Annotated in this window: 9 protein-coding genes; 6 read left to right on the top strand and 3 right to left on the bottom strand. The window is 39.0% G+C overall.

Annotated features, from left to right (window positions below; translation table 11 throughout):
* Positions 1-477: 477 nt before the first annotated feature.
* The gene (locus ASE74_RS21780) at positions 478-963 is read right to left on the bottom strand and encodes a very short patch repair endonuclease (RefSeq protein ID WP_082458889.1); all 486 of its coding nucleotides are present in this window, start codon (positions 961-963) and stop codon (positions 478-480) included.
* 231 nt (positions 964-1,194) lie between these two features.
* Between ASE74_RS21780 and ASE74_RS21785 the strand changes: the two genes are divergently transcribed.
* The 5 genes from ASE74_RS21785 to ASE74_RS21805 are packed head-to-tail and all read left to right on the top strand — an operon-like array spanning position 1,195 to position 10,875.
* Positions 1,195-2,778 (top strand): DNA cytosine methyltransferase, encoded by a 1,584-nt coding sequence (locus ASE74_RS21785; RefSeq protein ID WP_055914037.1) that lies wholly within the window; start codon positions 1,195-1,197, stop codon positions 2,776-2,778.
* Between the two features lie 26 nt (positions 2,779-2,804).
* The gene (locus ASE74_RS21790) at positions 2,805-4,334 is read left to right on the top strand and encodes an ATP-binding protein (RefSeq protein WP_055914040.1); all 1,530 of its coding nucleotides are present in this window, start codon (positions 2,805-2,807) and stop codon (positions 4,332-4,334) included.
* Positions 4,335-7,520 (top strand): Z1 domain-containing protein, encoded by a 3,186-nt coding sequence (locus tag ASE74_RS21795; protein WP_055914043.1) that lies wholly within the window; start codon positions 4,335-4,337, stop codon positions 7,518-7,520.
* The gene (locus ASE74_RS21800) at positions 7,517-8,494 is read left to right on the top strand and encodes a PD-(D/E)XK motif protein (protein WP_055914046.1); all 978 of its coding nucleotides are present in this window, start codon (positions 7,517-7,519) and stop codon (positions 8,492-8,494) included. The genes ASE74_RS21795 and ASE74_RS21800 overlap by 4 nt, the downstream gene beginning before the upstream one ends.
* On the top strand, positions 8,485-10,875 hold the full coding sequence (locus ASE74_RS21805) for an AIPR family protein (RefSeq protein WP_082458890.1): 2,391 nt from the start codon (positions 8,485-8,487) through the stop codon (positions 10,873-10,875). Before ASE74_RS21800 ends, ASE74_RS21805 begins: the two co-directional genes overlap by 10 nt.
* A gap of 197 nt (positions 10,876-11,072) precedes the next feature.
* On the opposite strand, the gene ASE74_RS21810 is transcribed toward ASE74_RS21805, so the two are convergent.
* Together ASE74_RS21810 and ASE74_RS21815 are read right to left on the bottom strand one after the other, a co-directional pair.
* Positions 11,073-11,549: a hypothetical protein gene (locus tag ASE74_RS21810; protein WP_055914049.1), complete on the bottom strand. Its 477-nt coding sequence runs from the start codon at positions 11,547-11,549 to the stop codon at positions 11,073-11,075.
* 13 nt (positions 11,550-11,562) lie between these two features.
* Positions 11,563-11,964 carry a hypothetical protein gene (locus ASE74_RS21815; protein WP_055914052.1) on the bottom strand — a complete coding sequence of 134 codons (402 nt, stop codon included), beginning with the start codon at positions 11,962-11,964 and terminating at the stop codon, positions 11,563-11,565.
* A 928-nt stretch (positions 11,965-12,892) separates the two neighbouring features.
* Here ASE74_RS21815 and ASE74_RS21820 point away from each other — a divergent pair.
* Positions 12,893-13,519 (top strand): TlpA disulfide reductase family protein, encoded by a 627-nt coding sequence (locus ASE74_RS21820; protein WP_055914055.1) that lies wholly within the window; start codon positions 12,893-12,895, stop codon positions 13,517-13,519.

The raw sequence follows: 13,519 nt of genomic DNA on the forward strand, positions 1-13,519 counted from the left end.
ATATTTTATTACCTCAAACAAAAACTGGTGTACTTTGGCTCGGAATGACTGGTGCACTATGCCTCGGAATGGGTGGTGTAGTATGGGTCGGAATATCCAACCCTTGATTTTAATAAATTCATGTAATGTCTGCCCAATGAGATTAGCATCCTCTCGATTTGAGCCCTTGTAAATGCATGCAAATAATTATTGGTGAGATGCATTTTTCCTTTATGCATTTAACATTTGTGGATTTGCCCCGAGTCGGAAGCCTATATGTTCGTCAGATTCGACTCTTTCGATTTTAAACAAATTCAGCATGTAAATGGATTCCCATCTAACCATTGTTATTGGATTTATTTAATTCAATTTGAGAACGCTGGGTAAAATTTTAAACCGGACTTGCATATTCAATGTATTAACTCATCAGTCCATTTCTTGCATTCGACTATATTTAGATGGTTTAGTAAATCTGCGACAAGTCGGTTTTATTTTTAACTATTCCGGATCAGGAATACGCCCATTTTTGGCAGATTCAATATAAAGCAATACTTGGTTAATGCAAGCACTCAGCTTTTTTTGAATTTGATGTTCCCAAAAACGCATCACAGTAAATCCCTTTTCAGAAAGACTTCTGTTAACCTGCTCATCGCGCTTAATATTACGCTCTATCTTTGCCTGCCAAAATTCAGTATTTGTTTTTATACGCTCTTTTTTCTGTTGCCAATTATAGCCATGCCAGAAATCCCCGTCGACAAAAATGAGAAGTTTATACTTAGTGATATAGATATCAGGTTTTCCCAGAATAGTGTTAGAGTGGATTCTAAATCGCACATTTTTCGACCAAAGAGCCTTTCTCAGTTTGATTTCCGCTTTTGTATTTATCCCCCTAATGCGGGACATATTGAAACTTCTGGCCGCACTCGGCGCCAGTTTAATATCTTTTTTAGTTCCTTTCTTTTTTTTACGAAGGTGGGATGCCATGTCTAGACAACAAAGACCTAGGCTTAAGGTTTTACTGCTTTTTATCTTATCTTTTGATAATGCTAAATAGTATACATAAAGATTTTACGGCATTCCGTAAAAAAAAGCCAAGGACACTTGTTATATTTGGGGGTATCGCTATGATTCCGATTACCGCATGAAGATTCCCTTAATCGGTTTCAAATGGTTAGGGATTTTCGCTAGCGGTTTTTATCAAATTTAAATGTTAATATGCCAATCCCGATTATAGATATTTTTGCAGGCCCAGGAGGACTAGGGGAAGGGTTTTCTGCATTACAGGATGAGCAGGGGGAAAGGATTTTTCGTATTTCGCTCTCTATTGAAAAGGATCCCTTGGCTCATCGGACACTTAGGCTGAGAAGTTTTTTTAGACAGTTTCCGCATGGGGAGGTGCCACAGGAGTATTATGACTTTGTTCGTGGTGAGATTGATATTCATGAGCTTTATAGACGCTGGCCTGACCAAGCCGCGCATGCGCACAATGAGGCTTGGTGTGGAACGCTTGGTGATCCCGACGAACAGGATGTGAATGCTGTATCTGATCAAGAGGTGGACGAGAGGATTTCGACAGTTTTAGAAGGTGAGCGCAACTGGTTACTTATAGGTGGGCCACCTTGTCAGGCTTATTCACTAGTAGGGAGATCCCGCCGTCAGGAAAAGGTATTGAACGAAACCACAGATAAGCGTGTTGGTTTATATAAACAGTACTTGAGGATCCTGGCTACGCACAGCCCCGCGGTGTTTGTTATGGAAAATGTCAAAGGAATTCTCTCTGCCAAGACCAATGAGGATCAGATTTTCTCACGTATTTTGCAGGATCTATCCGATCCGACTATATGTTTTCCGGAGGCCGTGAAGGCCGGTGAAGAATGTCCTGGCTATAGGATTTATTCTCTTACCGGCGAGCCTAATGGATTTGATGAAAATGGAAATCCTCAATATAGGCCGAGTCAGTTTGTCGTTCAGACGGAAAATTATGGAATCCCTCAAACCCGTCACCGCGTGATTCTCCTTGGGGTAAGAAGAGATCTGGATATCCATCCTGGCATTCTGGAACCTAGTCAGGAGGTTAATATTTACGATGTAATCGGCGCACTGCCTCGACTTAGAAGCGGTCTATCCAAACGCATAGACAGTTTTGAGGCATGGAGAAACTTGATTTCAGAGGTCTTCGATAAGGATCTCTCTGAAACCGATCCCTCTATTATTGCTGAGATGAAGCGTGCATTTACCAATACAAATGAATCTGAAAAGGGCAGTGATTTTATTCCAACCGATTTACAACAGATTAACTACCGTGCAGAGTGGTTCAGTGATGAGCGGCTTAATGGTGTGCTCAACCATACCTCCCGATCGCATATGGACGGCGACATTCACCGATATCTTTTTGTAGCCAGTTTTGGAAAGGTTAAAGGACTCTCACCCAAGCTCAGCGATTTCCCTCTATCACTTCTTCCCGCACACATGAATGTAAGGGAAGGGATTGATGACAAGAAGTTTGCAGACCGTTTCCGTGTCCAGCTTGAAAACAAAGCGTCAAAGACCGTGACCAGTCACATTTCCAAAGATGGCCATTACTATATCCATCCCGATGGGAGCCAGTGTAGGAGCCTCACGGTAAGAGAAGCTGCCAGAATACAAACCTTTCCTGATAATTATTTTTTCTGCGGGAACAGGACCTCACAGTTTCATCAGGTGGGCAACGCTGTACCTCCCCTCCTAGCTTATCAGATAGCTGGAGTGGTAAAGGGGGTATTTTTGGAGATAGAAGCCGCCGTTCTCAATGAACACTAATTAACAAAAAATCATTAACGCTCAAAATGAATGAAAAAAATATAGAAAAGCCGAATTTTGAGGACGTAAGTCCGAACCCAGAACATCTGATAAAATCCATAGCTGAGCAGGGATACAACCTAGAGACAGCTCTTGCTGATCTGATGGATAATTCCATTTCTGCATCAGCTGATAAAATCGAGGTCCTCATAAGAATGGATATGGAACCATTTACGCTTTACTTAGCGGATAATGGAAATGGCATGAATAGTGAGGAACTTCGTTCAAACATGCGGTTTCCAAGTAATTCACCAGATGATACAAGGGAAAATATTGACCTAGGCCGTTTTGGGCTGGGAATGAAAACCGCCTCATTTTCGCAGACGAGATGTTTCACGGTAATGTCGAGGAAAAAAGGTACTGACCATTATTCAGCCAGAACTTGGGATGTCGAACATCTGAAAAAAACTGGTGTCTGGGAATTAAAGGTGAATACAGATAAGGAAATAGGCCAGATAATTAAGGAATATCGCAATCTGAGTAATGGACATCTAAACCCTCATGAGGACTTCAAAGCCAATACTATCATTGTGTGGAGAGGTCTTTATAAATTTGAGAATTATCTGGAGGATGACAATAGACAAAGTGCATTGAAACGCGAAATCACTGAGGTTACCTCGGACTACCTCTCCTTGGTATTTCACCGATTCATGGAGCGCAAAGAAATGCCCCTCCGAATTCGGATTAACAATAACCACATAAACCCATTCAATCCATTTCCAATTCAAGAGCAGGATTTCAGGCCCATGGAATTCAAGCAAAGGCATTTTAGTACTGATCTGATCAGAATGGAAGGATTTATTCTGCCATCCAGAAGTATTGACGAAAGTAAACAGCGTTTCTCAATATGGACAACAAAAAACAGGGGTTTGATGGATATGGAGGGTATTTATATCTATCGAGCAGATAGAATTATTCTGTTTGGAGGATGGAACGGTTTAATAAAAAAAGGCCCTAGGTTACAGCTCGCCCGCTTAAGGGTGGACGTAGGGAACAGCGTGGATCACCTCCTACATCTCAATGTTGCTAAATCACATATCGTAATACCCCATGATCTCAAAAACGCATTTGAAAATTACATAGAAGAACTGAAAATTGAAGCTGAGCGAGAATTTTACAACCGCGGGCTAAAAAAATTCACGGGCAAAAAGAAGGAGAGTCCAACTCAGCTATTTGAAAGGATTGCAACAAATAAAGGTGTAATGTTAAAGCTTAACACTAAGTTTGCACTAATAAACAAACTCAGCTCCACTCTGAACCCAGAGCAAGCGGTTTTATTCAAGCTGGTTTCAAAAATGATAGAAACCTCTATTAACAGTGTCCGTCATGCACATCAGGAGAAGGAATTTACCGGAACAGAGGAAAAAGACGGCATCAATTTCAAAGAGCTTGAGCAATGTGTCCAAGAACTCAAAAAATCAGGAATCTCATCAGAAAGTATAAAAGATGATATCCTCCCTAGCCTAGGCTTTAGCATTAGTTCTTTACCCGAATCCCTAATTAATCTCTTAAAATAAATGACCCACACCAACTACATAGAAATCATTAAAAATGTTGTTGCAAGCAAAGCAAAGGAACATGCATCCACAGCTAGGCTTGACACACATTTTTTCGAAACTCTGCCCTCACAGATCAAAGAGAGTGTCCTTGTCATTTTCAGGCTTATGGGCTATGCAGAGCTGGATGATGTCACATTCGCAGAATATTTCCAGATCGCAAAAAAGGAATATCTCTCAGTAAATCCTATTGTTATTGAACCAGCCCATTCCCTGACGAAAAAAGGATTTAAAACTTGGCTCACCGCAGAATACCTTGGCCCAGATTTTAAGTGGAACTATACTGACAGATATTTGAAACTACTTTCAAAAACCGGAAGAAGTGAGAAAGTGATTGAGGAAGTAAGGGATTCGAGTCGTTCAATTGTCGAAAAGATGGGGAATCCCAAATCATCAGAATCTTTTTATACAAGAGGCCTTGTGGTGGGAAGTGTTCAGTCAGGAAAAACAGGCAACTTCAATGCTGTCATAAATCGTTCGGTGGATCTTGGTTATGGGCTCATTATTATACTTTCAGGGATCATGGAAGATCTTAGAAGCCAGACCCAGCTTCGGATTGAAAGTGACGTGGTAGGGGAAGGACTGAATATTGAAACCCAGAAAAACCAGATCAAAGGAGTAGGAAATATTCACAGATTTGGAAAACTTGGTGATAATGAAACTGAGCAGGTAATATCAATAACTTCGTCAAAGTCCGATTTCAATAATAATCTGGTTAATGCAGATTTTTCGCTTAATCACACAAACATCCTCGTCTGCAAGAAGAATGTCGGAGTACTTAAAAACCTAATTATCTGGCTCCACGATTACATGGGTGAAGACAAGAAAAGGCATGACATTCCCTTGCTGATCATTGATGATGAAGCGGATAATGCCTCTTTGAATAATGAAGGAAAAAAAGGCAGGGAATATGCGTCAAAAATTAATGGTCACATACGTGCGCTACTAAGTCTTTTCAACAAAAAAACTTATCTAGGCTATACCGCTACCCCCTTTGCCAATGTACTTCAGGACCGAAATCCTGCAGGTGAAGCAAAATGGATTATAAATACGAAAATTATAAGTGAAGACGGAAGCCTTGAAAAGAAAATTCTTGAACTAGAGGATTATCTATTTCCCGATGACTTTATTGTTCTGCTTAATACCCCTTCAAATTATATCGGAGCGAAACAAATATTCCAGACAGCTATTGAGGATTATCAGAAAGATAAAATACCTTTGATTGAGGTTGTCTCAGACCATATTGCGGAGTTCCCCTCAAGGGTCATGGTTTTGGAAGACGGCAGTTTAATTGGGATAAGGTCATATGGGAACAAAGAGGCATTTGAAGAAAATGGTGGTTATCTTGATTTTGAAGATTATAATCATTACAGAAAAAGCACAAGAGGTTCAAAATCCGGCGATAGTTTTCCTGCCGTTCTTCCGCAATCCTTAAAAGAAAGTATTATTTGCTTCATCCTAGCCACTGCAATCAGAGAAAGCCGAAAAAAAAACATAATCCAGTCGGCACTTTTTAATCCGCATAATACTATGTTGATTCATATTTCACGTTATACCCTATGGCAAAACCGTACCCGAGATCTAACTCAGAGGTATCTTACAAAACTTGAGGGTGACATCAGCAATGACTTCCCATCAGATCCTCAGTCGGTTTATGCTGATTTTGAGCGTCTTTGGTATAAATACTATGCTGCAATTACTGAATCAATACAAAACTATCTACCAGTAAATTACGAAGACCGTTTTATGGCTCCTGTAAGCTTTGAGGCAATAAAAAAACATATACCAGATATCATAAAGGAGATTGAAGTTAAAGCGATAAATAACGTCACCAAAGATAAACTGGAGTATCCTTCTGCATCGCCAAAAAAAATTATAGCAATAGGTGGAAACAGGCTTTCAAGAGGATTCACCCTCGAGGGTCTAACAATAAATTATTTTATCCGATCCACCAATTTCTCGGATACACTGCTTCAAATGGGAAGATGGTTCGGCTACAGGCCAGGTTATCTTGACTGTTGCAAACTTTTCATAACACAAGATTCCGTGGACAAATTCAACTCCACAACTCGGGCCATTGAGGAATTGGAAATAGAGTTTAAAAAAATGGAAGCAAAAGGTAAAACCCCCGCCAATTTCGTCCTAAGAGTAAAAAAACACCCGGGAACACTAAAAATAACCAGACCGTCCATCCTAAAAGGCACTAAGGAAGTAAAATGGTCTTATCAGGATCAGCTGGAACAGACGACAGAATTCAGTGTTAAACCGGAAAAGATCAAACAGATCTGGGAAAGTTTCAAATACAACATCGTGAAACGGCATAGTTTTTCTGATAATGGGCTTGGGTTTCTTACGGCAGAGACAGATAGTGTGGGAATTACAGACATTCTCAAGCATAGCACGAATTTCAGTGTGGAGGACGCGATGAGCATGATAAAATTCATAGAGCTGTGCAATGAAAAAGAGTTCTTGACAAAATGGACAATCGCAATAAAAATCAAAGGCCAGGCGAACAATCGAAGCGGAAAAGGCAAACTTAGCGCTATTGAGTCCGGGTTGAACACTGACATTGATTTAAGCATCCGCAGAGGACCGAAGGATAATGAGGATGGAACACATAATATCTACAGAAAACAGTTTTTGGAAGATTTTAAGTTTACTGCCTCAGGAAGATCGGCAAATATTATATCTTCAGGATCTGATCTTGCCATTTTGCTAAATAATGATGAAAAAACATTAGCGGAAGCAGAGTTCAGAGATCAGATAACTAGGGTCCTGTTAAAAGAGCATAGGGATTGGACAGAAGAAAGAGCGCGGGAAGAAGCGTTAAAGAAAACAATACCTGAAAGAGTATATCGTGAAAAGATGAGTTCCAGGGAAGGGCTCATGGTAATATATCTTTTTGACTCTTGGTACACTTTCCTTCAGGAGAGAGGAAAGGTAGACGGACACTTTAAAGACTTTATCACAAAAAACCAAATCAATCTGGATATACCGATTATTGGTACAGCAATAGGCTTCCCACCTATAGAGCCAGATCCGGGAGGTGTTTATCTACATGGGGATTATGGCTTTGAAGACGAAGAAGAAATGGAAAATACTGAAGAAACTGATCTGGCAATTCCTGAAGATTATAAGACTATATGAGAAAGGAATTCTTAGAAGAGCAGTGGCTGAGACTTTCGGTGGAAAAACCAGAAGGAGGTATAAACTCTATCAGAATATCTGCAGCATGTATTCCTGATTTGTATTTGGGCCTAGATAAATCAGGATCTAGGAACCTGATTCTTGAAATTCCAAAGAGTCTGCAGTTTCGTTTTAAATCAGTCATAAAAGAAAATCTATCAATTGAATTCTTTAACGAGAGTCATCATATCGTGCTCAAACTTATTAAGCATGCTTTTGAGGATCTCTTCAATGATCTGATACTATCTCTTTATGGGAAAATTTTTGAAATGAGTGACCCAAAAGGGTTTGCAGAGGAATTCATACATGCTTTTTATCGATGGAACGGTTTTTTTAGCGGAATGAATTCGCAAAACCTGACTGATGAAATAGTGAAAGGACTTTTTGGCGAGATGATTGTTTTGAAACAACAGATGGAAGCTTCAGAACCATGGTACATTGACTCCATCCTAGATTCTTGGAAAGGCCCATATGATGCAAGACACGATTTTGAGTCTGATGAAAAGTGTATTGAGGTTAAAACAATAGAACATACAAAAACACAGGTTAGAATATCCAGCGAATTTCAGATGGATTTAATACCGGATAAACCGCTTGAGCTTTGTATTGTGTTCTTAGAAAATGGTGGCTTGGAGGGAAAACCTATTTCCGCTCTTATTTCAGCAATCAGGGAAATTATTTACAGCAATGGTGGTGACCTTGGAATATTTGTAGCTGCACTTTCGCGAAAGGGTATTTTTGGAATAGTTCTGCCTGAATATGACCACTTGAAATTCAATCCGATTAAGTTATCTTTTTATGACTGTGCTGCAGAAATTTTCCCAAAATTAACCCCCTCAAACCTTGCTGACGGAATATTTGATGTCAGCTATAGTATCCGTCTTAGTCAGCTGGAAAGCTGCAAATTGTCAGAAAACGCAATCTCATGGAAATAAAAGAATTATTAAAATACAGATCAAATCTATTAAAGGAGTCCACCGATTCCGACCAGTTTGTAAACCAGAATAGTTTTCTATCGCAAGTACTACCATTAATGTATGATGCAAAACTCATAGACAGCGAAGACTATAGCGAGAGTTACTACATATATGATCAGGACAATCTTAAAATAAACGGGTATGCGGTGAATGAATCCGGTGAACGCCTTCAGCTTTTTCTAGTGGATGAGAGCAAACTTGATCTCTCCGCGAAAGCCGACGACTTGAGCATATCAATAAGAGCATACTACGAAAACCAGTTCAAAAGAGCAACAAGATTTGTAAATAAAGCAATAAAGGGCCACTTAAATGATGAGCTTCAGCTTTCAAGTCCCGTTGGAGCACTTGTATCAATGCTTTCGTCGGCCGAAGGTGCTGATCAGTTTGATGTGGTTGAAATATTTGCTATCTGTGCATCTGCAACGGTGGAGTCACGGGGAACCAGTCCACAACCCAAAAAATTGGATTTTGAGGACGAGGAAATCAGTATCAGCTTTAATAAGAACAGAGAAAAAATAACTAAAAAAGTGCTGATTATAAAAAGACTGATAGATCTAAATTTCCTTCATTCAGTTGAAATATCCCGTGGTCAACGTGAAGCACTGGTTATTGATTTTCAAAGAGATTTCAACTATAGTATTGAAGCCATCAAAGCCGCAGATGAAGAAAATTTTGAATCTTACCTGTGCGTACTTCCCGCGTGGATTCTAGCGGATTTATACCGTAAATACAGTACGAGACTACTCGAGAAAAACGTGCGTTCTTTTCTCCAGTTTAAAGGTGTTAATGCTGGAATAAGGGAAACAATAAGACTCAGCCCAGAAAAATTCATAGCTTTCAATAATGGGATAACCATTACGTCTACGGGAAAAACCACATCGGAAAAAAATGGCAAGACTTATATAAGTTCGCTTACAGACTTTCAGATTGTTAACGGCGGGCAGACCACTGCAAGCATATTTTTTACACGAAAAGATGGTTTTTCTGTAGAAAATGTAAAGGTAATGGCCAAAATAAATATAGCTAAAAATGTTTCTGAAGAAGGCTTGGATGAACTTATTTCAAAAATCAGTCGATTTTCAAATTCACAGACCAAGGTTTCTACGGTTGACCTAGGGTCGAGAAACCCTCAGCTTACAAAAATAAAATCACTTTCAGACAGTGTAATGATGCCAAGCGGTAAAAAATGGTTTTTTGAAAAATCAAAAGGAGAGTTCAGTACCCTTGTACGTATGGGGGGAAAGGCGGAAAAAGATTACCCGAAAGAAGTACGCTTCTCAAAAGAGCAACTGGGGAAATACTATACTGCTTGGGGAGAACAGCCTTATGTAGTTAAAAAGGGAGGGGACAAAGTATTCAAATACTTTATAGATGCACTTAGCGGAGATGAGAATGGCAAAGGGAAAGCGTTGATCGACAGGAATTTCTACGAAATGCTTATTTCGAAAGTAATAATATTCCGAAGAATGGAGGAACTATATGGACAAGGGAAAAATGCGATAGGACAGATACGCTCCGCGGTAGTACCGTATTGTATATCGGTCCTTTACGATTATACCGATGCGAGCAGGAGCAATATAGTATTTGATCTTGGAAAAATCTGGGTGAAAGAAACACTTGAGGACGATTTAGAAACGTTTATGAAGGAAATGATGGAACTTATGAATGGGCTAATCAAAAAATACTCAGCCAGCGATGACCTTGGCGAGTATTCAAAGCGCAAAGAACTTTGGGATAACATATCGAAAAGTGAAGAAATAGAAAACCATATGTCCAGCATCAATGCTAAAAAGATACTGGCAAAATATTGCATTAGTAAGGATGAATTTAAGTCCAGACTCGCGAAAAAATCGAAGCAAAAATTCGCTGACCTTGGGATTTTGCAGCAGAATATTATCATTTTCAGCAGGACGGCGGACTACTATAAAAAACTTGGATTGATAATATCGGAAAACATCACCACTACCCAACGCAGTAAAATGGATCATATCATTAACTGCATCGTTAACAAAAATGATATAAATTCCGAGCACCTTGAATTCGAGCGGGAAACCGTACATGCAGTGCAGGCTGCATATCCAGAAGTCTTCGATACCATTCACATAGAAGCTGATGAAGGTTGGCAGTCCGCATTTGAGCTGGTAAGTGGGATCTACAACAAATGTATGGAAGACTCTGGTAACATCATGTCGGCTTTCCAGCGTCAGCGGGAAATTGTAAAAGCCAAAGGTGCTAAATTCTATTCAGTTTACGACGAAATCGGTAAAGCGCTGAGTGATGGCAAGAGCCCCACAATGAAGCAACTTTACAGTGTAAAAACCACAATTTCAATACTCTAATCTAATCCTAACAGCAAAAATTATCTTACCATAAGAAATGAATTTTTAAGCCATTAAATAAATCCTTAAAACAGGTGCGGTGAGTATGGTTTGCTCACCGCCTAGTATAAGGCACCTTCATATTCTGGCTCGAAAAGAAATGATTATAAAAACTGCAAAGATGGAATAATATAAGTACTCTAATTTAAATTCCATCTCTACAATCCCAATTCTTTTTTACTTTTTTCATAATCAGTAATCATCATACCTAAAACATCGTCATAATTTATTTTAGTACTTGGGTGCCCCATATCTTTTCTAAGGGCAATTATTATATCTACGAAATCTTTTAATCCTTGAGCCGGCGTCTTATTACCGTTGCCGGAGGTTCTTTTCCAATAACTAAACTGTTTTAAAGCTCCATCCGAACCATAAATTGTAAGTTCTTTAATAATCTCAAGCATTTTGGAGTCAATATCTTTTTGGGTTTCCTCTTTCTTCAAAATGGTATCTTCAAATAGGCCAAAGAACAAATTGATAATCTTGATGTAAACTTGATATTTTTTATCCGAAAGTTGATTTTGAATACTTATTCTTTTCTCTTTTTCCCTTTGGTACAACCATGAGGTATAGCCTATTACAGCAGTAAGAATTATGGGCAAAGTGGTTAATAATAAAGTTTTAATTAAGTCCATTTTTAAAATAATCTTAAGATTTCTTGTAAGCCTCCGCAAATTTTCTCAACCTCTTCACCAGCTCCGGATTATTTACCTTCACAGTCCCACCTTTTTTTTTATCAAATTTTTCAACTTCATAAGAAATTCCTTCAATTTTATTCAATCGTTGAAGTTCAGACTCTAGTGCTTCTGCAAAGCCTGTGTTAACACGCCCTTGTGGCTCATACAACATCCTATTATCTATTTCAACTAACTCCCCTATCTTATTTAAATTTTCCGCCTCTGGTTGAGTTACATTTGAGTTCCAAGAACTTACCGTTGTATAATTAACATCGAGCCATATAGCAACTAAACGCTGTGATGCTCCGGATGTTTTCACTACTTCTTTGATCCTATTTTTTTGAATACTAATATTATTTTTCCTTCTAGGCATTAAAATTATAATTTAGTACTTGGTACAAATAATTATTTTACTATATTTGTTATCAGTTATTTACAGCGACTAATAGAGTAGGACTAAAACTTACTTTTTACGATGTCACTCATGATAGAAAACCGTCAATTTTCCCTATGAGTAATCGTGAGTTCGCTTTCTATTGAATATTTGTATCTTCGCATACTTATTCAATAGGGCGAACTTCATGGAAGTCTTTTGGGGAACTCAAGCTTAGGCTTGAGCGGTTCTTGACGGTACCACTATCAAAAGCGTTGAAGTTCGCCTTATTGGTGCTTTACCAATTTAGCTTCCTTCTACTTTTGTTGAGTACGCATCGTTTTACATAAAATTAACCGTTTATGAAAACGAAAAAATTAATTGCAGCCATTTACCAGCACCTCCAAGAGGAACTGCATGGTTATTCCCAACAACTCTTATTAAAGAACGTTATTTGTTCTCCATCTTAATACGTGCCAGAATTCCAAGTAAAAATATAGCCCAAAAGAGCGGAAGCTGTGTGAAAGAGAGAGCGCACAAAGTCCCCGCGGGTTAATTTAGCTTGGTACCAGCCCTTTATTGCTGATTAGGCAAAGGTGCAGTACGATGGTTTTTCGCAATCCCAAGGTAAGTATCTTTTTCCTAATAACAAATACGGTTTCCCGTATCCGCACATTAAAATGCGGAAGGGCTGGTTTTTGCCTAAATTTTAACACACCAATAAAGTCAATTTAAAACATGAGCTTAAGCAACCACTATCATTTCGATAGGCTTTACGCTTTAAAGCCTAAGAATCCCGTATGATTTGAAAAAACCAAAGGCAGGTAACCAGAATAGTTAAATAGAAATAGGTTCTTTAATGATGACCTGCCTTGGTTTCCTCGTTTTATTCCCATTCCATTTTTTTTAAATCGACAAACTAGACTCTATGAAAATAAAAATGTTATATGTAGTCATGGCTATGCCATGGCCAATATTCCCGCGCTTCCTAATATCCATTCTTTTCCCCTTGCTGCTGATTTTAGTTTTGACCCCCTACTATGCCTCAGCACAGGAGAGCCTCTCCACTGCAATTGCAGTAGGTCAAAAAATTCCAGAAGTAATCCGTAAAGCCCAAATGATTTCTATATCTCCATACGGAGAACAAATTATTTCCCTATCTGACTTTAGGGGTAAAGCTATAATTATTGATTTCTGGGCAAGTTGGTGCTCGCCCTGCCTTCAGAATATGCCTATTCTGGACAGCTTGCACCGCAATAACAATGCTGATCTACAGGTCATTATGATGAACGCGAGTTCAAGCAAGGACGGCTATTTAAAGGAACGTAAATTTATTCGAGAGTATTTGCTGCAGCATCCAGCTTTTATTACTCCTATTGTACTTAAAAATGATGTTTTCAGGCAGTACTTCGGTTTTACCATTGTTCCGCACTACGTCTGGATCGGAGCAGATGGAATTTTGAAAGCAATTACCGACCACACCGATCTGACTTCTGTTAACATCTCCAGACTGATCTCAGGGGAAAAAATGGAATTAACCGTTAAAGTTAAATAA

The sequence above is a fragment of the Pedobacter sp. Leaf216 genome, from assembly GCF_001421515.1.
Classification (GTDB): Bacteria; Bacteroidota; Bacteroidia; order Sphingobacteriales; family Sphingobacteriaceae; genus Pedobacter.